The organism is Gracilibacillus saliphilus, from assembly GCF_010994085.1.
Classification (GTDB): Bacteria; Bacillota; Bacilli; order Bacillales; family Amphibacillaceae; genus Gracilibacillus; species Gracilibacillus lacisalsi.
The window spans coordinates 620,275-645,181 of the sequence record NZ_WJEB01000001.1 but is presented as its reverse complement, the minus strand read 5'-3'; the positions used below and the strand labels follow the sequence as shown (position 1 = coordinate 645,181).

The following is a 24,907-nucleotide window of genomic DNA, read 5'->3' as shown; positions in this document are numbered from 1 at the left end:
CACCATCCCTAACTCGCTTTGTTAGTAATCCAAATATACTCTCCCAATCATAGTATTTCCTTCAAGTATAAAAAGTTTGTAGTAAGAATTATATGTAATATTTTTTATTACGTCAAGAATTAATATTGATTGGACTCTTCTCTTTCTAGATCTTCTTCTTCGTTTTCGATGTCCATTTCAAATAATCCATCCCAATCATTATTTTCTACTAAATCAAGTTGTGCTTCTACCAACATTTTCAATCTGGTACGGAAGACTTTCGCTTGTTTCTTTAATTCTTCTACTTCTAAAGCGATAGATCTTGATTTATGCAGTGCTTCATTAATGATTCGGTCTGCATTTTTTTCTGCTTCTTTTATGATTAATTTAGATTCCTTTTTGGCATTTTCTTTTACTTCTTCTGCAGTCTCCTGTGCGACCAGAATCGATTTGTTTAACGTCGTTTCGATATTGGAAAAATGACTAAGCTTCTCATTTAATTGATCCACTTTTTCTTTTAAATCTTTCTTTTCACGAATAACCGTTTCATAGTCTTTGATCACTTGATCAAGAAATTCATTTACATCATCTTCATCATAACCCCGAAAACCTCTAGCAAATTCCTTGTTATGAATATCGAGTGGTGTTAAAGGCACATCGGCCACCTCCTATTAGATGTCATTCTTTATACAATATCTTATCATACTTTATTGACAAATCACTAAAAAATTCAACAAAAAATTATAATAATTTTTCAAAAGTGATTCTTATTTTATCTTTTTTAGTACGACCTTGTAATTCAGTAATCCTGGATCTACCTTTACCTCTAATCGATATGAGATCTTCTTCCTCAAGCATAAAGGAAGGCTGATCAATGGTTTGGAAATTTACCTTCACTAGACCTTTCTTGATCAGATTTAACGCTTGTTGTCTGGACATTTGGTACATTTCTTTGATGATTACATCTAAGCGTAAAGATGCGCATGTTGCCGTTCTTGATTGCCAAGCATCTTGAGATGGCAGTCTTTCGATCATCGGAACTCTTTCAAAAGTGACTCCTGCTTTTTTAATTGACGTGACATTTGTAATAAGATAGGTTGTTATATCTGATGCTACGAGAATTTGAATAGTATCATTATGAATAACAATATCACCCATCTTTTTTCGTTTAATACCAGCAGATAAAAAAGCGCCTAAAACGTCTCGATGTTCAATGGAAACAAATTTTTGTGGGAATGTGGCTTGTAATAACTCCACTTCAAAACTCGATTCCATGATTTCTTCATAAAAAGGGGCGAGTATAGCTCGTCTTCGTTCAGCTGATTCCCATCCTCCAAAGAAAGCTAACTGCAATTCTTCATCATTTCCAATTATCATCTCAAAAATCTTTTGTTCCCTTGGGTGTAGAAAATCAATTACTTTTCGCTGATATCTTGTCGTTACTTCATCACGCCAAGACAATACTTGGTCGATAAAAGGATATTCCTCTTGCCTAAAATGTTGATATAAATCCATAGGATCACCTATATACCGATTACGATATAAAGGAAGTTATAAAATAAGAAATTTAACCCTCGCAAAGCGAATTGCAATACAAATAGTGCCACAATCGGTGATATGTCAATCATACCACCAATTGGCGGAATAATTTTCCGAAATGGTTCCAAATACGGCTCTACGATCGAACCTAACATTTGACCAAAAGAGGACTCCCTAGCTCCTGGAAACCAAGACATCAAAATATAAATAATAATCGCATATGTGTAAAGCGTCATCGCATAATATAAAATATCATGTAATAATCCCATTTCAACTAATTACCACCTTTGTTCTGGATCTGCTTCTTCCATTATTTCCGTAATGTTTCCAGATATTTCAATATTTTCTGGGGTGCATAGAAAAGTTTGTGAACCGAGCTTTTTAATCTGACCAGAAACAGCATAAACTGTGCCACTCATAAAGTCAATTATTTGTTTAGCTTGTTGTGTATCTACTCGTTGTAAATTAATGACAACAGATCTCCGATTCACAACATGATCAGCAATATCCTGTACTTCGTTGAATGACCTAGGCTCAAATAAAACCATTTTCGCACTTTTTTGGACAGACTTTAAACTGACAACGTTGCCTTTCTCTTCTTTTCTTTCGCTTCGCCTCTGTGGTTTATCCTCTTGTTCTATTTCTTCTTCGATGATCTCATACTCTTCATCTTCAATTCCGAAGAAATTACGGAACTTCCCCTTCATACTCATCATTCATCACCCCTATTCTTCATATGGCCCCACTAAACTGGAACCAATACGTATATGAGTAGCACCTTCTTCAATTGCAACCTGATAATCATTACTCATTCCCATAGACAAATACTGACACGGTGCATGGTCCCATCCCTTTTCTTGAATAGTATTCTTTAACTTATGTAAAGATTGGAAGGCATTACGCAATATCTGTTCATCATCTACATGCGGAGCCATCGTCATTAATCCGACTGTTCTAATCATTGGATAGTTTCGTAACGTGTCAATAAACGACTCAACATCTTCTGGTTGCAGTCCATGCTTCGATTCTTCTCCACTAACATTCACTTGAACAAAACAATCAACAGGCTTGTCTGTCCGTTTATTAATTTCCTTAGCTAATGATTTTCGGTCTAATGAATGAATATAGTCTATCTTATCAATAATGTCTTTCACTTTACGGGACTGTAACGTACCAATAAAATGCCAAATTGCTTGTTCTCCTATATTCTCGTGTTTCTCAAGAAAACCTTCCATCCGATTTTCCCCTAAATGGCGAACCCCAGAATAAACAGCTTCTAAAGCTCTTTCTATTGTAACATATTTTGTTACCCCGATAATGGTGATATCTTCAGGACCCCGTCCCGCTTTCTCGCATGCATGTTTGATATTTTCCTGTATTTGTGTGAGATTTTCTGCTACTGTCATGTTTAAAGCTCCTTTCATCACCGTTAAACAAATGCAATAAACCCCATCATCCTGCCAGTAGGGTGCTCGTCTCTTCGATGAGAGAAAAATGATGAATGATGTGATGTGCAATACTTGGAAATATGTATATGATCTGGTGAAACCCCTGCATCCACTAATAATCGATAGTTCAAATCTTTTAAATCTAACTGGTATTGGTCATCTGCCCCTTGATAAGAATCAACATATTTTGCATCAATATGCTGAATAACATGATCATTTACTTGATAGCATGAGCCGCAAATACTTGGTCCAATCACAACCTCAATATCTTTTACATCAGATGACAATTTTTTAAAATAATCGATTGTTTTTTTTGCAATATTGGAAACAGTCCCTTTCCAACCTGCATGTGAAATAGCAACTGTTCCTTGCTTTCTGTCAGCGAAAAATAATGGAACACAGTCTGCAAACAATGCGGTACACAACACATTTTTCTCCGTTGTAATTAAACCATCCGTTTTTGGTATTGCATCCTCTCTGGAAAATGCTCCACTACCACTATCTTTTGATTGAATGAACTGCACATGATTACCATGTATTTGGTCTGCCATTACCCACTTGTCTAATGAAAATGAGATCATTTCCGCTACTCGTTTTCGGTTTTGTAATACGTCGCTCGGATTATCCTCCACATGAAAACCTAGGTTATTGCTTTGATATGGGGGATGACTTATACCGCCCTCACGTGTTGTAAAACCAGCTACAATGTTAGAGTTATTACTCATCCATGGTTTAATCCATAATATTCCTTTATCTTCAAGTTGCATAAAGGGTTCTGTCATCATACCCCTCCTATTTTAAATTATTTTATCATATTTTAGCGTAGCAATACAGTTCGATGTCGGTTACTGCTGATAAGTGGATGAAGAATCCTCTTTCTCTTGAACTGGAAGAGTTGGATATTGTCCGTTCTTTTTCACCAAAATAACATCATGTCCTATTTTCATAACATGTTCCCAAGGAATGATGATTTCCCGTGACTCTCCAAAAACTCCAAAAGTTTTTGTTTTTGTTGCTACAACTAAATTGGTTATTTTTCCCATATCTACATTTATCTCAATATCCGTTAAACTCCCTATTTTTGTTCCATCTTCAATATACACAATATCTTTCATTTGTAAAGCGGATAATGTTATCATTTCGCTCCCTCCTTTATATCAATATATATGTCTTGACTTAAAAAATATGGTGGTTATGACAATAAAATTCGCACATGTTCTCTTCATAATGGCACACATTAAGTATACGAGGAGGGATTAATATGGGTAGAGATGAACATAAGAAAAATACTACGAGAAATCCATTAGCACAAACACCAAAAATGGAAAAAACAGATGGAATTGACGTAGAATTCTCTAATGAACTCGCCGACGCAGAAGATTTAGAAGCAAAAGAACGAGGCGAAAGAGCAGACAAAAGAGCCAAGAAGCGATGAAACCTCATCGCTTCTTAACATCATAAAACACACAATATTTATAAACGATGAAATAACGTGGACATAAATTGATTACCTCCATTGGAGCAAACTGTCCCGGGATTCCGATCCTTATCCCCGAAAAAGTCTTCGCTGTCCCGGGGATAACGTCTTCTCTTCCGGGGATAAACGACTATATCCAGGGAACAGAAATGAATATCCAGGGAAGGGAAAGAGATATCCCTGGAACAGACAGGGATATCCCCGGAAGCGCCCGTCCTATTAACAGATGATCCGCAGTATGTTTTGAATGAATAATAGGAGCAAAACCGCTATGGTTTTGCTCCTATTTTTATTCAAACATTTCTTTATTCATTTCTTTAATTGCAGCTTTTTCCAACCGCGACACTTGAGCTTGTGAAATACCAATTTCTTCAGCTACTTCCATCTGTGTTTTACCTTGGAAAAAACGTTTGTTAAGTATCATTTTTTCACGTTTATTTAACCGATGCATACCTTCTTTTATCGACAAATGATTAATCCAGTCATTATCTTTCACATTGTCATCACTTACTTGATCCATTACATAAATTGGATCCCCGCCATCATTAAAAATAGGCTCAAATAAAGAGACAGGGTCCTGAATTGCATCAAGAGCAAAAATCACATCAGTTACTGGTACATCTAATTCTTCTGCAATTTCCATAGGAGAAGGATCTTTTGACGTTTTGTTTAATAATTTCTCTCTTGCATGCAGCGCTTTATAGGCAATATCTCGTAATGACCTGGATACTCTTATCGGATTATTATCACGTAAATACCGTCTAATTTCACCGATAATCATTGGGACAGCATAGGTGGAGAATTTTACATTCTGACTTAAGTCAAAATTATCAATTGATTTTAATAAACCGATACAACCGACTTGAAATAAATCATCACCGTACTCCCCGCGATTATGAAATCTTTGAATAACACTAAGTACTAATCTTAAATTGCCATTAACTAATTTTTCTCTTGCAGATTGATCCCCATTCTGCATAGCCTTAAATAAAATTCGCATTTCATCATTCTTTAATACTGGTAAGGTTGCTGTATCTACCCCACAAATTTCTACTTTATGTCTTGTCATTTAATACCCTCCCAATTGGAGATCCTTCTCAAAAATCAGTATCACCAATCGGGAGGTTTTTATGCATCATCCATCATTTACCATATACGTTTTTCAGACCATTTTATTAAACTCCTTTTGCAACCTTTTTATAATCTTTTTCTCCAATCGTGAAATGTAGGATTGCGAGATACCAAGTAAATCCGCAACATCTTTTTGGGTCATTTCTTCCTTATCCACTAGCCCAAATCTTAACTCCATAATTTGTCTTTCCCTGCCATTTAATTGATCTAACGCTTTTCGTAATAATGTTTTATCAATGCTCTGTTCCAAATCTTTAAATGTCACATCTTCATCCGTACCTAACACATCTGAGAGTAAAAGCTCATTGCCATCCCAATCCACATTTAACGGTTCATCAAACGAAACCTCTGTTTTTATTTTGTTATTTTTCCGAAGATACATTAATATCTCATTTTCAATACACCTTGACGCATATGTCGCTAGTTTAATCTTCTTTTCGGGATTAAAGGTATTGATCGCTTTAATTAAACCAATTGTTCCAATACTGATTAAATCCTCAATATTAATACCCGTATTTTCAAATTTCCGAGCAATATAAACAACAAGGCGTAAGTTTCTTTCAATTAACATAGCTCTTGCAGCTTTATCACCTACTGGCAATCGATGAATTAATTCATATTCCTCTTCTTTAGATAGTGGTGGTGGTAATGCTTCGCTTCCCCCAATGTAATAAATTTCGTCTACTTTAAAGCCCATTTTCTTCAGAATTTTGTAAAATATCATTTTATATTTTTGTTGTACGATTAGCATTCCTTCCACTCCTTATCCTTTATAATGTCACCCTGTCTGCTGAAAAAGTTTAGGGTGTAATAAACAATGGTAACTGTTGTCAGCCACTAAATTCCCAAATTGAATACCTATTAAAACCTTCTTGTTTGTCAGTTGGACATTTTTCATATGTATTTCAAGTAAATCCGGTTTAAAAGCCAGCATAAAATCATGTTGTCCACTCACCCCTTGAAAAGGTAATATTCGAAAAGTGTCCGAAGTAGAATCGGGTATTTCACCTTCCATTAAATTCTGAGCGGATGTTTGCAGTTTCATGATTTCTTCTTTGTCAAACCAATGTTCCAAAATCGTTTGATCGACTATAATGACAGGCGTCTGGGTAAACGGATCTACTAAATGGTTTCCACTATCCAAATATCCAGTTGTTTCCATTTGTTTGCCTTTCCACTTAATCGTTACCTGGTAGTAAAACTCTTGTTGGAACTGGTGCATTTTGTGCTTGTCCATTCGGTATTTTGTAAAGAAAAGGATGATAGGAAATCCAATTAAAACAAATAGGCCATGTATTTCATCATTTGCTAGACCTGGACTTGATACATAATCTTCAGTTGAAAACAAAAAGTGAATGGCAAATAAGCCACCACCTATCGAAAATGTCATAAAATAAAACGAACAAAGCAATTTGAAATAGATAGCAACATTTTGAAAACCAAAAGCAATCCAAATAATAATAAAAGAATGCACTATTTTTAGTATCCATGAATCAATCGGAAACGTTGGAAAAATGAAGGATATTGGTACAATAAGTGAACCAAAAAAACTGGCTATTACTAATCGATACCATTTGGTTATGTGCTTTGTAATCGATTGAGTTAGTAATAGAATCATCCAGTCTATCATGAAATTGAGCAGCCATACGACTTCTACATAAACAACCACCATGTCCTTCCTTTCCAGCTAATTTGAAATAAGCTTTACTTGTCTATTTAGTATAAAGAATAGAAAGAAAGAAGTCTGTCACAGTTTGTATGCAAAAAACATCTAGTTTTCAGAAAAAAAACATAAAAATGTTGAATTACTGAAGAATCGAAGTGAGGATAAATCTAAGAGAGGTATGCTAAAAACTTATGAAAGCAATTTCAATATACTTCGCACTATGTCAACACTACAAAAAAAATGATTCTTTTACATAGTAGATAGAAACTGCGAAGTAATGAAAGGAGAAAAAGTGAGCTTTCTCCCATTCTGCTTAATGATGAGTGCTCACATACGCTCCGGCAGAATACTGCGCTATTTTTGTTCTCTGATTATAGAAAGAAATGAACTCATGGAACTAAACTTTTCTGTTTAATTACAGTACTTATCGGGCTGTGAAAACCCTTTTAGCATAGTCGTACCCAACGCTACATATGGTGGAGAAATCAACTGGCTGATTACGTATAAGTGTTGTGGAGCATATCTTAACGAAGGCGCCCACTTTCACTCCTGTGGGAATTGTTTGACCTGAAGATCCACTTTTTCGAGCGGTTTTTGCTCGAAAAAGTTAGCTGAAGGGCAAACCCCACGGAAAGGGAAGTGGGCAGCCGGAGTGGTAGTTAACATCACTATATATATCAAAATTATCTCTTAATACAGTACGAGTACGGGAGGAGAACAAATCCATGTCCAGTTACTGCGTAGTTTATGGATAATATGTATGCTGTTAGATTAAGAAACCCCCGTTTCAAAACAACTGAAACGGGGGTTTACTGTCAAGGATATTTCCTTATCTTCTTCGATTACGATTTCTTAAAAATGTTGGTATATCTAATGTGTCTTCTTCTTGCTTTGGTCTTGAACTAGAAGAAGATGAAGATGATGATGATGGACTAGGTTCTTGTGTTTTTTCTGACTGCTGTTTTTCTCTCTTAGGAGAACTAGCTTGTAAAACGGACTTTGGTTTATTTTGTGCATTTTTGATTTGTGACTCATCAAAGCCGGTTGCAATAACAGTTACGACAATTTCATCCTTCAAATCTTCGTTGATGACAGAACCGAAAATAACATTCACTTCTTGATCTGCTGCTGATGTTACAATGTCTGCTGCCTCTTGTACTTCATATAAGCTTAAATTTGTTCCGCCTGTTATGTTCATTAAGACACCATGCGCACCATCAATAGAAGTTTCCAGTAATGGAGATGAAATAGCCTTCTTAGCCGCCTCAGCCGCACGGCTTTCACCTGTAGCTATACCGATACCCATAAGTGCCGAACCTTTATCAGCCATAATAGTTTTTACATCGGCAAAGTCGACGTTTATTAGTCCAGGTGTTGCAATTAAATCAGAAATACCTTGTACACCTTGTCGTAACACATTATCTGCTTCACGGAATGCTTCTAGCATAGGTGTATTTTTATCAATTATTTCTAGTAATCGGTCATTAGGAATAACAATTAATGTATCCACACTGCTTTTTAATCCATCAATACCTGACACCGCTTGAGTTGCTCTTTTTCTTCCTTCAAAAGTAAACGGGCGAGTAACTACCCCTACTGTTAATGCTCCTAACTCTTTAGCTACTTGGGCAATAACTGGAGCAGCACCTGTTCCTGTTCCACCGCCCATACCAGCTGTAACAAAGACCATGTCAGAGCCTTTAAGGATTTCTTCAATTTGTTCCTTGCTTTCTTCTGCAGCTTTTCTTCCTACCTCTGGGTTTGCACCTGCACCCAATCCTCTTGTTAATTTTGTACCAATTTGCATTTTAACTTCTGCTTTTGAAAGATTTAATGCTTGTGCATCTGTATTCACTGCAATAAATTCTACACCTTGTACACCGTGCTCTATCATTCGGTTAACAGCGTTACTTCCACCACCGCCTACACCGATTACTTTTATCGTAGCTAGCTGATCCATGTTCGTATCAAAGTCTAACATACCATTTCCTCCCATTTTGCTAGATTAATAGTCTGTCTTTTTCCACGTCTTCATTTACCCCAATATTCTTAGTCAAAGAAATATTTGAAGAAGTTTGCTAATTTAGGTTCTTTCTTTTCTTTCACATTTTGTTTATTGGTTGTTTTCTTTGTTCGTTTTGGTTTTGGCTTAGGTTTTTCCATTTCTACCTGATGTACTTGTTCTCGTTGTTCTGTTACTGCATCTGAAAACTCTTTCCCTTGTATTTTCGCATTCTTGTACGCAAATTTCAAGATACCAATGCCTGCTGTAAATTGAGGTTCACGAACCCCAATGTAATCAGGAATTGCAATTCGAACATTACTTTGGTAAATATCTTGTGCTAAATCAGCAGCCCCTGGCATACTCATCGTACCACCTGTAAGCACCAGTCCACCAGGAATTTCGTCATATCCCATTTTTTGAATCTCACGCGCACTATATACTAATATTTCTTCTAATCTAGCTTCGATTATTTCGGTTAAATCTAGCTGATTATACACTTGCCTTTGATTACTACCAATGATATTCACTTCAAATGTTTCCTCTTCATTGGCATCATTAAAGAAGGCGTGTCCATGATCGAGTTTAATATCCTCCGCTTCTTCTGAAGATGTGCGGAGTCCAATAGATAAGTCCTTCGTAATATTATACCCACCTAATGGTATTACACTAGTAGCTACCAATCCGTCGTTTTCAAAAACAGAAACGGTTGTACTTCCTCCACCTATATCGAGTAATGCAACACCTAAATTTTTCTCGTCTTGAGATAAAGCCACTTCTCCTGTTGCTAATGGTTGCAAGCAAATATCCATAATACTTAAACCAGCTTTTTCAACGCATTTCAATATATTATGTAACATCGTCTTCGAACAGGTAATAATCGTACCTTCCATTTCTAATCGAACCCCAATCATTCCTCTGGGATCTCGAATCTCATCTAAACCGTCAACGATAAATTGCTTTGGTATTACATCAACGATTTCTCTTTCAGGTGGAATGGACATTACCTGTGCTGCATCCAATACACGATGAATATCTTCTTCTGATATTTCCTTATCATCACTGGATACTGCAACAACTCCATGGCATGGTTGTAATTGCACATGATTACCATTAATTCCTACTATAACTTGATCAATATGTATATCTACCATGCGTTCAGCTTGTTCAACTGCTGTTCGAATTGAATGAACAGTCTCGTCTATATCAACGATGGCTCCTTTTTTCATACCTAGAGACTTAGCGGTACCAACCCCAATCACATTTAAAGAATCACCAAGAATTTCTCCGATGATAACCTTTATTTTTGATGTACCTATATCCAAGCTGACTAGAATTTCACCGTTATCCATAAGGCACCTCCTATTTCAATGCATTAAACTACGATTCATTTCATATAAGTATAATAAACTGTATTAAACACTATTATAATAAAAAAAACAATATTTTTACATGAATATATGTAAATTTACCGGAAAAATATTAAATATTATGATTTAGCACCTTTTTTTGCTTTTCTATACAATTCATATTTTTCAAGTAAGAGCCTTCTTATCATCGCTAAATTCTGGAATAATCTCACTCCAAATGCGAAAATTGCTGCTAAATATAAGTCAATGCCTAGTTGTACACCGATAAAGGCTAAAAAAGCAGCTAATGATACATTGAAGAAGAAACCAGAAATAAATACTTTTTGGTCAAATTTCGCCTCCAGTTGCGCTCTAATACCTCCAAATAACGTATCTAAAGCAGCCAACACTGCAATAGATAAATAATTGGTATAAGCATCCGGTATGCTCATATTTGTCATAAAACCTAATAATAAACCAATTATTAAAAAGAGTGCCGGTAACCACATTAACTTTCACCTTCTTCTGGGACTTCAACTATATCTACATCTTGTAAATCGATCTGCTCATCATACTCTGGAAGTATGATATCACTTTGTTCAGATATATTCATTGTAACATTTTCTAACGCGAAGTAGTCACCTATTTCACTAACTTCTAGATGGTTTATTATTTCTTCCGAATCATTTGTAAGAACATATATTTTAGTTGGCAATTCTCCAATTGAACTATTGTTAACATATATGTTTCCATTCACATCTCTTATAGGTGTTATATTAATGACTCGTTGACTTTCAACAGCAAGTTCTATTGCACCAGCTGCATTTAATTCGTTGATTAATAATTGGAGTAACTCGGCATTTATTTTAGGATATTCCTGATAATCTTCTTCTAAAAACATTGGCTCTAGTGAAATAATTATCCCTTGTCCACTTTTCTCTGTTAACCCTGCTTGTTCTCGTAATTCATGGATCGAATTTTTTAATGATTCAATTTGCTGGTGTTCGGTTTGTTCTTGATACTCTTGAAGTGTTTGCTCTGCTTCTGCAATCTCCATATAGAGATTTTGCTGAATTTTCTGTTCTTCTAACAGTGCTGTTCTAATTTCCCAAGTATCTCTTGTATCTCGATCAACGGTATGGTGATTGGTATTAAATAATATGGCAATCATCAAACCGATCAATAAACATACTATTCCAATCGCAACTTGTTGTTTATTAAAAACATTTTTCATACCCGTCACATATCCTTTGCGTACATTTCAATATTAGATTTCTTATCGATTGTCACTTCGATGTTATCTTGAACTAGTTGGTCGATAATCCCATTTCTAAGGTTTAAACTGACATCAAGGACCTCTTGATCACCAATTGCAGTGATCACAAATGGTGCAGGATATGAATTGCCGTCAATTGATATAACTGGCCCAACACAAGATATGTAACTATTACGATATATTCGCTGTCCATTTATTGCTATTGCTTTGGCACCAGCACTAAATAATTCGTTTACCGTTTGATGAATGTGCCGGTCATGAACAATATATTGATTTGCGTGATCCTCTGCAGGAATAAAGCTTGCATCTTTTAATGTTACCATAATTCCATCACCACTAATTGACAATTCACCAGTCAATTTTTGCAAATTAGATTTGGTAGCTACTAAATCTTTTAATACATCAGCTTCCTCACCAATTTCTTGTTCTATGGCTTGTACTTCTTGGCGAATTTGTGTTAATTCAGATCTTAATTGCTTATTTTTTTCTTCCATATCAATTAATTGCTTTCGATAATAAAAATCTCGTTCCCATTCCTGATTATTGACTTGTGAGATTTCCGCAGTTGATTTTGTTTGCTGATAACTAAAAGTTAACAAGAAGCCTGATACTAGAAAGACCAATGCAAACACTAATTGTCTACTCTTCATTTTCCTCTTCTATCTCCTCCTCCTCTTCCTTATCTACATCATATGGAGTAAATACTGCTCCACTTTCGTCAATTTTAATAATACCTGCCTCGCTCTGATCCAACTGACTTACAATTGAAGGATAGCTGTCCATGTTTGCAGATAAATTCCGTATCGAGGACTCTACCTCCTGACCATCTGTCATATATAGTTGAATCTTATATGGATTGGAATCTGAAGGAATCCAGTTTACTTCAGAGATTAATGCAGAAACATATGTAGATAGGTTGGCTAATTCTTCCGCTATTTCTTGCAAATAGTGATTATCTTTAAATCCTTTTAAAACAGGAACATCTCCATTTATATTGGAAGAATTAACCTCGTCTAATAAATCACCATTTTCTAAAAGTGGATGTATTTTTCCGTCCAATTCAACATATGCGACATGGGTTAATTCAGTTATATCCATAATGATCGTGTTCGGAAAAGATTTCGAAACATCCGCATCTTTAACTTGTGGATGTGAAACAATATTTTCTTCTAATTCTTTCGTTTGTACTCCCCAAAAATTTGCATTTTCTTCTATTTCACTTTGAGATATTATTTCTTCTTTGGCCAGCCATTGCAAACCATTTACTGATATATTTTTTACATAACTCATAGGTGATTGCAAGTAAATCACAATAAAAATCAATACAAAAAAGATGAGCAAATAAAAAATCAGTTTTCTGTTTGCTTTTTTGCGACGCTCTTGTTTCAATTTTGGAATTCGATCTTCTATCGAAACGACTCTTTTTTGTACCATATTTATACTTCCTTTTCTATTATCCATTCACTAATTTTGGTATGCATGTCTTATTCCGATTATATCATAGTCATTACTTTCTAGGTATCATCCAAATCTCCCAAGTTTATTGCCGATATTTACTAATGTTGATTAATATTCCGACAGAACAAAGCGTCAAAGTTAATGAGGAACCTCCATAGCTTAAAAATGGTAATGTTATGCCAGTGACCGGAATTAAACCAATGACAACACTGATATTAATCATGACTTGGATAGCGATCATACCAACAATGCCAACCGCTAGTAATCTAGCAAAAAGATCTGGTGCATGGATCGCAGTTAATATTCCTCTCCAAATAAACAAAAAGAAGAGGACAATGACAAAACTTGCACCGATAAATCCTAATTCCTCTGCAATAATTGCAAAAATAAAATCATTATGCGGTTCCGGCAGGTAAAAATATTTTTGCAGGCTGTTTCCAAAACCAACTCCTAATAACCCTCCTGGTCCAATCGCGTACAAGGACTGAATGATTTGAAAGCCTGTCCCTAAAGGATCTTGCCATGGATCGAGAAATGCTGTGATACGATTGATTCTGTAGGGAGCAGAGATAATAAGCAGTAGAAACCCAATGACACCAAAGCCTGCTAAAAATACAAAGTGCATGATTTTGGCACCTGCTACGAAAATCAACAGAAAACAAGTTAACAAAAATACCATACCTGTACCTAAATCAGGCTGCAGCATAATAATTAGAAAAACGATTACTGAAATCGAAAGTGGTGGGAGAAAACCCTTTTTGAATTCTGTCATTTTATCCTGATGATTGACTAGAAAACCACTTAAAAACATAATCATCGCAAGTTTAATAAATTCGGCAGGTTGAATGCTAAATGCACCTACTCCTATCCAACTTCTTGCACCACCTCTAACCATTCCGATCCCAGGAATCAAAACAGCAACTAACAGGATTAATGATCCGATAAAAATCCATTTTCGATACTTGATCCATTGAAAATAAGGAATGTTAGAAACAATCATCATCGCAATTACACCTACACCAGCAAAAAGTATCTGTCGTTTTAAGAAATAAAAAGAATCATTGAATTTATAATCAGCCCAAATCGAAGAGGCGCTATAAACCATGATTGTTCCGACCAACAAGATAGCAACGATGACAAAAATCAAGAAATAATCCGGTGTATGTTGACTTTTCATCTTCGCTTCCACGAAAAAAACCCCCAAATCTATAAATGAATTAGGGGCCTGTTATATTTTTATACAACATTATCTGTGCTCATTATAATAGACAAGCCCCTATTATAATTTATGCACAGATTCCATAAACATGTTGCCTCTTTCTTCAAAGGTTTTATATTGATCCCAGCTTGCACAAGCAGGTGATAATAAGACAACATCGTCTTTATTGGATAATTGATATGCTTTTTGAACAGCTTCATTCATCGTGTCGACCACTTCTATATTTTCAATTTCACAAGCCTCTCCGACTTTTCGTAATTTCTGACTTGTTTCACCAAACAATACAAGTGCCTTCACATTTGACATATATGGCATTAATTCATCGAAATCATTACCGCGGTCAAGACCACCTGCTAGTAATATAACCGATTGATTAAATGCTGATAATGCCTTAGTTGTTGCAAGTATATTAGTTGCTTTGGAATCATTATAAAACTTTCGACCATTCACTTCTTTCACAAATTGCAGACGATGTGTTACACCTGTGAATGATGCAAGGACAGTTTCAATCACTTGATTTGAAATACCTTCAAGTTTCGCAACCGAAACAGCAGCTAAAATATTCTCTAGGTTATGTTCCCCTACTAATACGACAGATGATAAGTCGATCACTTTCTCTCCACGGAAATATATTGCTTCTTCGTCACAATATGTACCGTTCGTGATTCCACCTTTACGGCTAAATGAAACAAGATTGGCGCCAGCATATTTAATTAAATTTACAACACGTTGATCATCAGCATTATAAACTAAATAATCATGTTCTGTTTGATTTTTAAAGATATTAGCTTTTGCATTTTGATAATGCTCCAATGTATGATGGTAATCTAAATGTGCTTCAAAAAGATTAAGCAGTACGGCGATTTTAGGTTTAAATGTATCGATACCTAATAATTGAAAAGAAGATAATTCAGCAATCATTGTTTGCTTGTCATCCATTTGCTCGGCAACTTCTGATGCAACATGGCCAATATTTCCCGCCAAGCTAACTGGCGCATCTGCTTTTTTAAACATTTCATAAATTAATGTTGTTGTCGTTGTTTTCCCATTTGAACCAGTAATACCAACGATTTGATCAATGCCGAAGTACGGTATTAATTCTATTTCTGTTAAAACAGGAAGATCTTGTTTAACAGCACTATCTATTAAAATATTTTCATAGGGAATACCCGGATTTTTAATAATGGCATCAATATCTTCAATCAATGACAAAGGGTGATCACCAACAACTACAGAAACACCTTCAGAGCGGAGAGTCTGTACATTTTCATCATCTTCTTTAGCTTTCAAATCATTGGCAACTACTTCTATACCATTTCTATTTAACAATTTCGCAACAGCTGTTCCACTCTTGGCAAGACCTAACACCAGTACTTTAGCAAAAGGGAAATCCTTTAATTTTCTCATGACGATAACACCTCAATATAAATACCTAAAAATGCAAATAGTATACCGACTGCCCAAAACGTGGTCACTACTCTCCATTCAGACCAACCTTTTAACTCATAGTGATGGTGCAGTGGGCTCATTAGAAAGATTCTCTTTCCTCTTGTTTTAAAAGAAATAACCTGAATAATAACGGACAATGTCTCTAAAACAAAAACACCGCCAATAATAACTAATAAAATTTCCAATTTTAAAAGTATAGCAATAGCGGCAATTGCACCACCTAAAGCCAAGGAACCAGTATCACCCATAAATACTTTGGCAGGATGTGCATTAAATACTAGGAATCCCAATAATGCCCCTACAACAGCTAAACTAAATAATGTTACACTCAAATTCGGGATACCGTACCAAGCTAATATAGCAAACGCACCAAACGCAATAGCAGCGGTTCCAGCCAATAATCCATCAAGTCCATCAGTCAGGTTGACGGCATTGGAAGCACCTACTAACATCACTACGATAAAAATAGGATATAACCAACCTAAGTCAAATGAGATGTTGGTACCTGGTACAGCAATGCTTGTTGAAAAATTTTGTTGCAGTAATACTACATAAAAGATTATGGCAATCACGATTTGTCCTAATAACTTTTGCTTAGAGGTTAATCCTAGGTTTCGTTTTAAGACCACTTTAATAAAATCATCAAGGAAACCTAATAAGCCGAACCCAATCAATACTAATAGTAACAACAAGACCTCATAGCCCAAAACACCATTGTTAACACGGCTAACGACAATGATGCTTGTTATCGAAATACTTAGGATAATCATAACACCACCCATTGTTGGCGTGCCTGATTTTTTTTGGTGTGATTGAGGTCCTTCTTCTCTAATACTTTGTCCAAATTTTAACCTTTTCAGAAAAGGAATTAAAATCGGGGATAGTAGGACAGTAATTAAAAATGCGATCGCTACTGTAATTAAAAACGTATATTCATTCATCCATGTTCTCTCCAATCTTCTATCCGGGTGTTACGAATGTAACTTGTTAATTCAAATACTTGATAGCTACTTGTTCATCGTCAAAATCTAAGACTTTGTCTCCGACAATTTGGTATGTTTCATGTCCTTTACCAGCGATTAAAACAACATCTTTGTCATTTGCTTGTTCAATAGCTTGTTTAATTGCTTCTTCCCGATCTAATACCGTTTGATAATTGTTATGCTTCAGACCTTCCACCATATCATCAATAATTGCTTCTGGGGATTCTGAACGTGGATTATCAGAAGTAAAAATTGCTTGATCTGCGTATTGACAGGCAACCTCTGCCATCAATGGTCTTTTACGACGATCCCGATCTCCACCACAACCAACTACTACACGTATATCTCCAGTACAAAAGCGCTTGATGGTTGACAAGACATTTTCCAATGAGTCTGGTGTGTGTGCATAATCAATAATCACACCAAAGTCTTGCTTATGTTCCACTGGTTGGAAACGTCCTTTTACTCCTGAAGTATTGTTTAATACATGTTGTATGATGTCTAATTCAATACCAGATGCATAAGCTGCAGTTGCCGCTGCTAACAGGTTATAAACACTAAACATTCCCATTAGTTTACTCTTGATTGGAACATTTCCTTTTGGTGTTTTCATTATAAAGGAAACACCATTAGCCATCAATTCTACATTGACAGCTTGTAAAGATGCTTTATTTTCTACACCATAGGTTAACACTGGTTGAGCTGTTGCTCTATATAAAAATTCTGCATGTTCATCATCTTGATTAATAACCGCATATTTTGGTTTTTTATGTTTCAACGTATTACCTAACTGAGAAAATAATAAACTTTTAGCGTATAGGTAGTTTTCCATTGTTTGATGATAATCAAGGTGATCTTGACTTAAATTAGTAAATACAGCGATATCGAAATCTACTCCATGAACTCTCCCTAAATCCAATGCATGTGAAGATACTTCCATTGTCGCAACATCTATTTTCTTTTCGACCATTTGATGTAAGTTTTTTTGTAAAAATAAAGCATCAGGTGTTGTGTTTTTTACTGGATGACTCTCTCCATCAATCACCATTTGAATCGTACCTATTAATGCTGTTTTTTGTTTTGCATAATGGTGGATTTCATCGATGATATGTGTAACCGAGGTTTTTCCATTTGTACCGGTGACACCAATAACCTTTAACTTACAGGAAGAATGGTCATAAAAAATGTTAGCTAAATGAGCCAAAGCCCTGGATGTATCTGGGACGATAACAACCGGTACAGATACATCCAGTTCTTTTTCCGCTACGATAACTGTGGCACCATTATCAACCGCAGCTTCTGCAAATTGATGACCATCTACGGTATATCCTTTGATACATACAAATAAAGAATCTTTCTTTAAAAGTCTGTGATCCATTTCTATATGTTCTATATTAATCATATCAAGGTTCTGTTGACATTGATAATCTGGTAAATTTTCAATTAATTCTTTAGCATGCATACTAGTCACCTTTTCTTTTTTTGGTTACTTTTTATAAACAACTACATTATTATATCAAAGACTTTTAAACTTTACGATAAATATTTTTAACTATTTATTGCCTAAAACAAGCCTGATTTTACTTCCTTCTTGGACTTTTTCTCCTGCAGCAGGTGCTTGATCAATAATATAATCGCCTTCTCCGACCACATCAACTTCTAACGAAACTAAATACTGCTGTAATTCACTTTTATTTAAACCGACTAAGTCAGGTACTTCTACTGGAGGAGATTCAGGCCATTGATAATCCTTTTCAATGCCATCATCTTGCTTTGGTACTCCTAAAGAACGTAGGCTATCTTCTATTATGGTGCCGACGATTGGGGCAGCTACCACTCCACCAAATTGCACAACATCTTTTGGATTATCTACTGCAACATACACAACTATTTCAGGATCATCAGCTGGTGCAAAGCCGATGAATGATACAATGTGATTATTCTCCATATACTTTCCATCTTCACCTACTTTTTGTGCAGTCCCTGTCTTCCCACCAACTCGATAACCATCCACATAAGCACTTCGACCAGTTCCTAAGGCTACAACTGACTCAAGAGCCTCACGTACTTCCTTAGATGTATCGGCAGAAATAATTCGATTTTTCAGGACAGGCTCAGTGGTATTTACTGCATCACCTGTCACAGGGTCAAGGAATGCTTTTGCAACATATGGCTCATATAAGTAGCCACCATTCACTGCAGCTGATACAGCCATTACTTGTTGGATTGGGGTCACTGATACACCTTGACCAAAAGCAGTAGTCGCTAACTCAACAGGACCAACATTGTCTAAATCGAATAAAATCCCTGTAGCTTCACCTTGTAAATCAACACCTGTTTTTTGGCCAAAACCAAAATCTTCAATATAAGAAAATAGTCTTTCTTTACCTAGCTTCTGCCCTAAAACAATAAATCCTGGGTTGCACGAATTCTGTACAACTTCTAAAAATGTTTGATGTCCATGTCCACCACTTTTCCAGCAATGTAAATGTGTGCCGCCTACCTCAATATCTCCATCATCCACATATTCATCGTTTTCAAGGTCCACAAGTCCTTCTTCCAAAGCTGCGGCTAACGTTATAATTTTAAATGTGGAACCAGGCTCATATGTGCTCCAAATCGGCAAATTGCGATTATATACGTCGGCACTAATATCCTGATAATTTGCAGGGTCAAAATTCGGTCTTGATGACATCCCTAATATACTTCCATCCTTAGGATTTACTGCAATAGCTATGGCGCCATCCGGATTATATTTCTCTTCAGCTATATCTAATTCTCTCTCGATAATGGTTTGGACTCTGCTATCTATGGTGAGTTGAAGATCATAGCCATCTTCAGGGGGGGTATATTTATCAGCCATTTGCGGCATTCTTTTTCCTTTTGCATCACTGTAAAAGGATAAACTGCCTTCTGTACCACTTAACATTTCTTCATACATTAATTCAAGTCCCGTTAATCCTTGGTTATCAATACCACTAAATCCAAGTACATGTGACAAATAAGCCCCATTGGGATAGTGTCTAATGGAATCTTCAGCAATATAAATTCCTTCTAAATCTAACATTTGAACAGCCATTGCTTTTTCTTCCGATATTTTCCTTCCTTCAGGCTGTAATATCACAATTCGCTCATTTTTATGAATAGCTTCTAATACGTCTTCATAAGACATATCCAGTACATTTGCTAACTGTCTGGCTGTTTGTTCTGCTTCTGTCACTTGTCTTGGCACTACCATTACAGTAGGTGCGGAAACATTCTCCGCTAAAACCTCTTCATTAGTGTCAATTATCTTACCTCTTTCTGGCTCAAATACAATATCTCTACTCCATAAGTCTTCCGCCTCAGCAATAAGAAAATCGGACCAGATAAGTTGCACATAGCCTAACCTTATCACAATGACTGCCATAATGATTAATGCAAAAAGAAACACAGTGACTACTCTGCGTTGCACCTTAATATTGGTTATTCGTTTCATGACATATCTCCTTTAATTCAAGAAACTGTTTGTCCCAATATATGTTTGTGAAAGGCTGAATAGAACACTGTGTATGATTGTTTACTATTCTTCTTCGTTCGCTTCATCATCGGATTCATCTGATTCATTTTCCTGATCTTCCGGTACATCCGGTTCTTCCAGTTCAACCATTAAATAATCTTTTTCTTTAAGTGATGATCCTGTCTCAATACTTTGTTTCTTGACATAACCATTCCCCATCCACTCTAAATCTAGATCTAAAAAGTCTCGGAAAGATAAGACATCTCTAAATGACCATCCCGTTAAATCTGGCATTTTCATATTATCCGTTGCCACCAAAACGGTTTGCCTTGCTGTTATCTTGGTACCTGGTTGTATGTTTACTTTCTTAATTTCTTCACCATCACCGATAACAATTGGCTCTATGCCTAAGTCTTTCAATTTATTAATATATGAATCTGTTTGTTCACCTTCCCACTCAGGAATCTTCACTACTTCGACAGGTTCTGTTGCATCCTTGTCCGGTTCGATATTTAAATAGCGCAAACTATTTTCCATTACATTTTTAAAGACAAAAGAAACGGGTGCTGAACCTGATTCTGTTTCATCTAATTGTGGTTCTTTAACTGATACATACATAATTAACTCTGGGTCTTCAGCAGGAGCCATTCCTAAGAAAGAAAAGGTGTAACTATTTCTTCCCGTTTTATATTTACCTGTTTCAGAATCTACAAAGTTGGCAGTGCCTGTTTTACCTGCAACTGTATAGTCGTTCAAATTATAAATGTTGTGACCTGTTCCATTTTCAGAAGTAATAACCGTTTCTAACACCTCTAATGTTTTTTTCGCAGTTTCGGCAGAGATTGGTTCACCTACTACTTCAGGTTCATTCTCAGCAATTACTTGATGTGTATCATGATCGACTGTCTTATCAATGATATATGGTTTTAACATTTTACCTTCATTTGTAATCGCAGTTGCTGCTTTCATCAATTGAATTGGTGTTGTAGTAGAACCTTGACCAAACGCAGTCGTTATCTTCTCATCCAACCATTGGTAAAGAATTTGTCCTGGCACTTCTCCAGGTAAATCTATACCAGATTTTTGGTCAAAATCAAATGCGTGCAAATAGTCTAAAAAACGATCCGCTCCAATTTTTTCATAGGCTAACTTTGCTGCCGCTACGTTTGAAGAACGTTGTATTCCTTCTAAGTAGCTGATTGTTCCCCAGCCTTGACGACTATTATGATCTCCAATTGTTTGAGCATGGTCTTCTGCCTTGTATTGTCCTGATTTATATTCTTCTTCAGGATTCCAGACACCTTCTTCGATTGCTGCTGCTAAAGTAAATACTTTCATCGTTGAACCAGGTTCGAAAGGTGTAGCAATAACGTCATTATACCAGTTCTCTACTTCACCAATACTATTAGGGTTATAACTTGGTCTGTTACTTAGAGCAAGTATTTCTCCTGTCTTGGCATTCATGACAACAGCTGTCATTCTATCAGGATCATATTCTTCTTCCACCTCTGATAATGCATCTTCAATTAATGTTTGAACTTTCTGATCAAGTGTTAGATAAACATCATCACCATTATCTGGTTCATTAATTACCTCTTTAGGATCTAATAGTTTCATATTAAATTTATCACGTTGATACGAAATCGAACCATTAACTCCAGTTAGCATATCATTCATGAACCCTTCTACACCATTAATTCCGATAATTTGATCGTCTTGTTTATCTGTTAATCCAATTGTATGTGAAGCAAACATCCCGTTTGGATAGAAGCGGGTTGGTTCTTCAATAAAATTAATACCAGGTAATTCTAAAGCCTCAATCTCTTCTTTCTGTTCCTGATTTAATTCTCTGGCGTTAGAACCAAATTCTACCTGGAATCTTTCATTTTTAATCCCATCGTTCAAACGTTCTGCTATTTCACTTTCTTCCATTTCTAATATAGGTGCTAGTTTTTTGGCAGTCTCGTTAACATCTTTAACATGTTTAGGTTGCAGAGGATTGGTAGTATGTGACTCATCAACAACAGCGTATAATCGGTACACCACATGTTCTTGAGCTAGTGCCATGCCATTGCGGTCATAAATTGTTCCTCTACTAGCGGGAATAGTATAATTATTCGTTCTTTTTTCATCAGCCAATTCTTGAATTGAAACTCCAGATACTTCTCCAGATACTTGAATATACAAAAACCTGCCAGCTATGACAAGAAAAAAGCTCGTAAATATAACAATCCAAACAATTGGCATGACTTCTGTTGTTCTACTTTTCATCGTTAACACCTATTCTACTAAGTCTGTCGCTCGTTTCACTTGGGTGTTTTGAACTTCCAGACCGTGTTTTTTGGCATTTTCAATAATCCGTTCAGGTTGGCTTAATTCTTTTTGTTTAAAAGCAAGGTTCTTGTTATGTACCGTTTGTTGTTGAATTTGTGTATTTAACGATTCAACCTCACGATTTAATTGGTCTAACGAAGAACTGTAGCTAACCAAGTAAGCAGAAATACTAAGAAAAATGACAGCAAAGATTGCATACATCATTTTTTCACCGCGAGTTACCCAGCGCTTCTGCACCTTTACTTTTTTTCTGACTACATTTGGTTGTTGGACTTGTTCTCTTACTTGATCATGTGTGTAATAAGCTCTTGCGTGTTGACTACTCATGGTTTTTGCCACCCTTCTATTTTATATTATCTTCATTCCAATCCTTCACTTTTTCAATCACTCTCAACTTTGCTGACCTTGAACGTCGATTCTCTGCCAATTCATTCTCTGATGGCAGAATTGGTTTTCGATTAACTAGACGAAACGATGGTTTAAATTCCTCTGGTATTACCGGAATATTCTTTGGTACAGGAGGAGGTGTACTCCACTTTTTAAATGTTTGCTTACAAATTCGATCTTCTAGCGAGTGAAAGGTAATAACGGAAATACGTCCACCTATCGAAAGATATCTTCCTGCTTGATACAATGCATCCTCAAAAGCTTTCAATTCATCATTAACAGCTATTCGTATCGCCTGAAAAATTCGCTTGGCAGGATGTCCACCTTTTCTTCTAGCGGGAGCAGGTATTGCTTGTTTAATGATGTCAACTAATTCAAATGTAGTGTCTATTGTTTTTTTCTCTCTTTCTGCTTCTATAGTTCTTGCAATTTGTTTGGAAAACTTCTCTTCACCATACCTAAAGAAAATCGATACAAGATCTTCATATGGCCATTTATTCACTATCTCAAATGCATTTAATTCACTGTTTTGATCCATTCGCATATCTAATGGCGCATCATGCTGATAGCTAAACCCTCGTTCCCCTCTGTCTAATTGTGGAGAAGAGACACCTAAATCAAACAAAACACCATTCACTTCTCTTATTTGTAATTTTTCTAATTCTTCACTTAAATGACGGAAGTTACGTTGTATCAAGGTGACTTGGTTAAGTCGGTCTTTCAATCTTTCTTTAGCAGCATTAATAGCGTCTTGATCTTGATCAAATGCGATCAATCTGCCTTTCTCATTCAGTTGTTCTAATAAATATCCGGAGTGTCCGCCACCACCTAATGTACAATCAACATAAATGCCATCTGGATTGATATCGAGACCACCAACAGTTTCTGCTTTTAATACCGTATAATGTCCAAACATGGAGTCACCCCTATTTCTTGTTGTCTTTACAAATCAAAATCCATCATATTTTCTGCAATTTCTGCGAATGATTCTTCTGATACATCTACAAATTCATTCCATTTATCTTCTGCCCAGAATTCTACTCGGTTTGATACACCTATCACTGCACATTCTTTTTCAATTCCTGCATATTTACGAAGTGGAGCAGGTATATTTATCCTTCCCTGCTTGTCTAGTTCACATTCAACTGCGCCAGAAAAGAAAAAACGGGTAAATGCTCGGGCATCTTTCTTAGTTAACGGTAATTTTTTCAGTTTTTCTTCCAACTGGTGCCATTCATTCATCGGGTACGCAAACAAACATTGATCCAAGCCACGGGTAACGACAAACTGTTCTCCGAGTCCGTCTCTGAACTTAGAAGGTACAATTATACGTCCTTTTGTATCAATGTTATGTTGATATTCTCCCATGAACATACCCAGGCACCCCACTTTCTATCCTTATCGTACCACATTCCCCCACTTTTCACCACTAAATCTTTAAAAAAACTATCCATTTTTTTGTAAAGGCACTTTTTTTGCTACAATAGCTGGAATCCGTGTGTAAAATAATAAAAGAAAAACTTAAGAAAAGCGCAGAGTGCCCGTTTAGAAACGTAGCGACTGGAGCGCATCAACTCAGATAAAGAAATCACGGTGAGTTTACCAACCGATGATGACTTTCGCCTAAAGGCATAAGTGCGACTAAGCCTCTGGTTTCACCAATCGGCAATTCTTCTTTATCGGAGGGCGATTCGTGAAGTCACCTAGTTTC

The 24,907-nt window shown here is 36.1% G+C and carries 26 protein-coding genes and 1 other annotated feature (1 of these 27 cut by a window edge); of the genes, 1 reads left to right on the top strand and 25 read right to left on the bottom strand.

Features of this window, described 5'->3' with window-relative positions; all coding sequences use genetic code 11:
- Positions 1 to 60 (bottom strand) — a binding site (T-box leader) (it extends 159 nt beyond the left edge of the window).
- A gap of 59 nt (positions 61 to 119) precedes the next feature.
- From GHT08_RS03140 to GHT08_RS03110, 7 genes are all read right to left on the bottom strand, one after another.
- Entirely contained in the window at positions 120 to 635 is a 516-nt protein-coding gene (locus GHT08_RS03140) for a DivIVA domain-containing protein (protein WP_163578543.1), read from the bottom strand.
- Positions 636 to 720: 85 nt separating this feature from the next.
- Entirely contained in the window at positions 721 to 1,494 is a 774-nt protein-coding gene (locus GHT08_RS03135) for a YlmH family RNA-binding protein (protein ID WP_163579708.1), read from the bottom strand.
- 8 nt (positions 1,495 to 1,502) lie between these two features.
- Entirely contained in the window at positions 1,503 to 1,787 is a 285-nt protein-coding gene (locus GHT08_RS03130) for a YggT family protein (RefSeq protein ID WP_163579705.1), read from the bottom strand.
- 9 nt (positions 1,788 to 1,796) lie between these two features.
- Positions 1,797 to 2,231, bottom strand: a complete 435-nt coding sequence (locus tag GHT08_RS03125; protein WP_163579703.1) for a cell division protein SepF — start codon at positions 2,229 to 2,231, stop codon at positions 1,797 to 1,799.
- 12 nt (positions 2,232 to 2,243) lie between these two features.
- Positions 2,244 to 2,924: a YggS family pyridoxal phosphate-dependent enzyme gene (locus tag GHT08_RS03120; RefSeq protein WP_163579700.1), complete on the bottom strand. Its 681-nt coding sequence runs from the start codon at positions 2,922 to 2,924 to the stop codon at positions 2,244 to 2,246.
- 23 nt (positions 2,925 to 2,947) lie between these two features.
- Positions 2,948 to 3,748, bottom strand: a complete 801-nt coding sequence (gene pgeF, locus GHT08_RS03115; RefSeq protein WP_163579698.1) for a peptidoglycan editing factor PgeF — start codon at positions 3,746 to 3,748, stop codon at positions 2,948 to 2,950.
- A 63-nt stretch (positions 3,749 to 3,811) separates the two neighbouring features.
- Positions 3,812 to 4,105, bottom strand: a complete 294-nt coding sequence (locus GHT08_RS03110) for a YlmC/YmxH family sporulation protein (RefSeq protein WP_153837045.1) — start codon at positions 4,103 to 4,105, stop codon at positions 3,812 to 3,814.
- Positions 4,106 to 4,227: 122 nt separating this feature from the next.
- Here GHT08_RS03110 and GHT08_RS03105 point away from each other — a divergent pair, with 122 nt between their 5' ends.
- Positions 4,228 to 4,401, top strand: coding sequence for a YfhD family protein (locus GHT08_RS03105; protein WP_018932758.1), 174 nt, complete (start codon positions 4,228 to 4,230; stop codon positions 4,399 to 4,401).
- A gap of 331 nt (positions 4,402 to 4,732) precedes the next feature.
- On the opposite strand, the gene sigG is transcribed toward GHT08_RS03105, so the two are convergent.
- The 18 genes from sigG to mraZ all read right to left on the bottom strand — a co-directional run bounded on the left by sigG (position 4,733) and on the right by mraZ (position 24,570).
- Positions 4,733 to 5,512 (bottom strand): RNA polymerase sporulation sigma factor SigG, encoded by a 780-nt coding sequence (sigG, locus tag GHT08_RS03100; protein WP_163579696.1) that lies wholly within the window; start codon positions 5,510 to 5,512, stop codon positions 4,733 to 4,735.
- A 93-nt stretch (positions 5,513 to 5,605) separates the two neighbouring features.
- Positions 5,606 to 6,325 carry an RNA polymerase sporulation sigma factor SigE gene (gene sigE / locus GHT08_RS03095; protein WP_153837044.1) on the bottom strand — a complete coding sequence of 240 codons (720 nt, stop codon included), beginning with the start codon at positions 6,323 to 6,325 and terminating at the stop codon, positions 5,606 to 5,608.
- A 27-nt stretch (positions 6,326 to 6,352) separates the two neighbouring features.
- A complete protein-coding gene (gene spoIIGA / locus GHT08_RS03090) occupies positions 6,353 to 7,246 on the bottom strand; it encodes a sigma-E processing peptidase SpoIIGA (RefSeq protein ID WP_238343491.1) in 894 nt (297 codons plus the stop codon).
- An 823-nt stretch (positions 7,247 to 8,069) separates the two neighbouring features.
- Positions 8,070 to 9,221, bottom strand: coding sequence for a cell division protein FtsZ (ftsZ, locus tag GHT08_RS03085; protein ID WP_163579692.1), 1,152 nt, complete (start codon positions 9,219 to 9,221; stop codon positions 8,070 to 8,072).
- A 68-nt stretch (positions 9,222 to 9,289) separates the two neighbouring features.
- Positions 9,290 to 10,594, bottom strand: coding sequence for a cell division protein FtsA (gene ftsA / locus GHT08_RS03080; protein ID WP_163579690.1), 1,305 nt, complete (start codon positions 10,592 to 10,594; stop codon positions 9,290 to 9,292).
- 137 nt (positions 10,595 to 10,731) lie between these two features.
- Positions 10,732 to 11,100 (bottom strand): small basic family protein, encoded by a 369-nt coding sequence (locus GHT08_RS03075; protein WP_163579688.1) that lies wholly within the window; start codon positions 11,098 to 11,100, stop codon positions 10,732 to 10,734.
- On the bottom strand, positions 11,100 to 11,825 hold the full coding sequence (locus tag GHT08_RS03070) for a DUF881 domain-containing protein (protein WP_163579686.1): 726 nt from the start codon (positions 11,823 to 11,825) through the stop codon (positions 11,100 to 11,102). Before GHT08_RS03070 ends, GHT08_RS03075 begins: the two co-directional genes overlap by 1 nt.
- A gap of 5 nt (positions 11,826 to 11,830) precedes the next feature.
- A complete protein-coding gene (locus GHT08_RS03065; RefSeq protein ID WP_163579684.1) occupies positions 11,831 to 12,517 on the bottom strand; it encodes a DUF881 domain-containing protein in 687 nt (228 codons plus the stop codon).
- Positions 12,507 to 13,301 (bottom strand): cell division protein FtsQ/DivIB, encoded by a 795-nt coding sequence (locus tag GHT08_RS03060; RefSeq protein ID WP_163579682.1) that lies wholly within the window; start codon positions 13,299 to 13,301, stop codon positions 12,507 to 12,509. The genes GHT08_RS03065 and GHT08_RS03060 overlap by 11 nt, the downstream gene beginning before the upstream one ends.
- 106 nt (positions 13,302 to 13,407) lie before the next feature.
- The gene (gene spoVE / locus GHT08_RS03055) at positions 13,408 to 14,502 is read right to left on the bottom strand and encodes a stage V sporulation protein E (protein ID WP_163580085.1); all 1,095 of its coding nucleotides are present in this window, start codon (positions 14,500 to 14,502) and stop codon (positions 13,408 to 13,410) included.
- A 102-nt stretch (positions 14,503 to 14,604) separates the two neighbouring features.
- Entirely contained in the window at positions 14,605 to 15,951 is a 1,347-nt protein-coding gene (gene murD, locus GHT08_RS03050) for a UDP-N-acetylmuramoyl-L-alanine--D-glutamate ligase (protein WP_163579681.1), read from the bottom strand.
- Positions 15,948 to 16,934, bottom strand: coding sequence for a phospho-N-acetylmuramoyl-pentapeptide-transferase (gene mraY, locus GHT08_RS03045; protein WP_163579679.1), 987 nt, complete (start codon positions 16,932 to 16,934; stop codon positions 15,948 to 15,950). Before mraY ends, murD begins: the two co-directional genes overlap by 4 nt.
- Before the next feature lie 46 nt (positions 16,935 to 16,980).
- Positions 16,981 to 18,438, bottom strand: a complete 1,458-nt coding sequence (locus tag GHT08_RS03040; RefSeq protein ID WP_163579677.1) for a UDP-N-acetylmuramoyl-L-alanyl-D-glutamate--2,6-diaminopimelate ligase — start codon at positions 18,436 to 18,438, stop codon at positions 16,981 to 16,983.
- A gap of 90 nt (positions 18,439 to 18,528) precedes the next feature.
- On the bottom strand, positions 18,529 to 20,454 hold the full coding sequence (locus tag GHT08_RS03035; RefSeq protein ID WP_163579675.1) for a stage V sporulation protein D: 1,926 nt from the start codon (positions 20,452 to 20,454) through the stop codon (positions 18,529 to 18,531).
- Between the two features lie 84 nt (positions 20,455 to 20,538).
- The gene (locus GHT08_RS03030) at positions 20,539 to 22,746 is read right to left on the bottom strand and encodes a penicillin-binding protein (RefSeq protein WP_163579673.1); all 2,208 of its coding nucleotides are present in this window, start codon (positions 22,744 to 22,746) and stop codon (positions 20,539 to 20,541) included.
- A gap of 9 nt (positions 22,747 to 22,755) precedes the next feature.
- Positions 22,756 to 23,136 carry a cell division protein FtsL gene (gene ftsL / locus GHT08_RS03025; protein ID WP_018932774.1) on the bottom strand — a complete coding sequence of 127 codons (381 nt, stop codon included), beginning with the start codon at positions 23,134 to 23,136 and terminating at the stop codon, positions 22,756 to 22,758.
- A 16-nt stretch (positions 23,137 to 23,152) separates the two neighbouring features.
- Positions 23,153 to 24,112, bottom strand: coding sequence for a 16S rRNA (cytosine(1402)-N(4))-methyltransferase RsmH (gene rsmH / locus GHT08_RS03020; protein WP_163579672.1), 960 nt, complete (start codon positions 24,110 to 24,112; stop codon positions 23,153 to 23,155).
- Between the two features lie 26 nt (positions 24,113 to 24,138).
- Positions 24,139 to 24,570, bottom strand: coding sequence for a division/cell wall cluster transcriptional repressor MraZ (gene mraZ / locus GHT08_RS03015; RefSeq protein WP_018932776.1), 432 nt, complete (start codon positions 24,568 to 24,570; stop codon positions 24,139 to 24,141).
- Between the last annotated feature and the right edge of the window lie 337 nt (positions 24,571 to 24,907).

Bases quoted from the DNA above. Each gene is read 5' to 3' on its own strand.
- GHT08_RS03135 (WP_163579708.1), bottom strand. From the start codon at position 1,494: ATGGATTTATATCAACATTTTAGGCAAGAGGAATATCCTTTTATCGAC.
- GHT08_RS03130 (WP_163579705.1), bottom strand. From the start codon at position 1,787: ATGGGATTATTACATGATATTTTATATTATGCGATGACGCTTTACACA.
- GHT08_RS03125 (WP_163579703.1), bottom strand. From the start codon at position 2,231: ATGAGTATGAAGGGGAAGTTCCGTAATTTCTTCGGAATTGAAGATGAA.
- GHT08_RS03120 (WP_163579700.1), bottom strand. From the start codon at position 2,924: ATGACAGTAGCAGAAAATCTCACACAAATACAGGAAAATATCAAACAT.
- pgeF (WP_163579698.1), bottom strand. From the start codon at position 3,748: ATGACAGAACCCTTTATGCAACTTGAAGATAAAGGAATATTATGGATT.
- GHT08_RS03110 (WP_153837045.1), bottom strand. From the start codon at position 4,105: ATGATAACATTATCCGCTTTACAAATGAAAGATATTGTGTATATTGAA.
- GHT08_RS03105 (WP_018932758.1), top strand. From the start codon at position 4,228: ATGGGTAGAGATGAACATAAGAAAAATACTACGAGAAATCCATTAGCA.
- sigG (WP_163579696.1), bottom strand. From the start codon at position 5,512: ATGACAAGACATAAAGTAGAAATTTGTGGGGTAGATACAGCAACCTTA.
- sigE (WP_153837044.1), bottom strand. From the start codon at position 6,325: ATGCTAATCGTACAACAAAAATATAAAATGATATTTTACAAAATTCTG.
- spoIIGA (WP_238343491.1), bottom strand. From the start codon at position 7,246: ATGGTGGTTGTTTATGTAGAAGTCGTATGGCTGCTCAATTTCATGATA.
- ftsZ (WP_163579692.1), bottom strand. From the start codon at position 9,221: ATGTTAGACTTTGATACGAACATGGATCAGCTAGCTACGATAAAAGTA.
- ftsA (WP_163579690.1), bottom strand. From the start codon at position 10,594: ATGGATAACGGTGAAATTCTAGTCAGCTTGGATATAGGTACATCAAAA.
- GHT08_RS03075 (WP_163579688.1), bottom strand. From the start codon at position 11,100: ATGTGGTTACCGGCACTCTTTTTAATAATTGGTTTATTATTAGGTTTT.
- GHT08_RS03070 (WP_163579686.1), bottom strand. From the start codon at position 11,825: ATGAAAAATGTTTTTAATAAACAACAAGTTGCGATTGGAATAGTATGT.
- GHT08_RS03065 (WP_163579684.1), bottom strand. From the start codon at position 12,517: ATGAAGAGTAGACAATTAGTGTTTGCATTGGTCTTTCTAGTATCAGGC.
- GHT08_RS03060 (WP_163579682.1), bottom strand. From the start codon at position 13,301: ATGGTACAAAAAAGAGTCGTTTCGATAGAAGATCGAATTCCAAAATTG.
- spoVE (WP_163580085.1), bottom strand. From the start codon at position 14,502: ATGAAAAGTCAACATACACCGGATTATTTCTTGATTTTTGTCATCGTT.
- murD (WP_163579681.1), bottom strand. From the start codon at position 15,951: ATGAGAAAATTAAAGGATTTCCCTTTTGCTAAAGTACTGGTGTTAGGT.
- mraY (WP_163579679.1), bottom strand. From the start codon at position 16,934: ATGAATGAATATACGTTTTTAATTACAGTAGCGATCGCATTTTTAATT.
- GHT08_RS03040 (WP_163579677.1), bottom strand. From the start codon at position 18,438: ATGCATGCTAAAGAATTAATTGAAAATTTACCAGATTATCAATGTCAA.
- GHT08_RS03035 (WP_163579675.1), bottom strand. From the start codon at position 20,454: ATGAAACGAATAACCAATATTAAGGTGCAACGCAGAGTAGTCACTGTG.
- GHT08_RS03030 (WP_163579673.1), bottom strand. From the start codon at position 22,746: ATGAAAAGTAGAACAACAGAAGTCATGCCAATTGTTTGGATTGTTATA.
- ftsL (WP_018932774.1), bottom strand. From the start codon at position 23,136: ATGAGTAGTCAACACGCAAGAGCTTATTACACACATGATCAAGTAAGA.
- rsmH (WP_163579672.1), bottom strand. From the start codon at position 24,112: ATGTTTGGACATTATACGGTATTAAAAGCAGAAACTGTTGGTGGTCTC.
- mraZ (WP_018932776.1), bottom strand. From the start codon at position 24,570: ATGTTCATGGGAGAATATCAACATAACATTGATACAAAAGGACGTATA.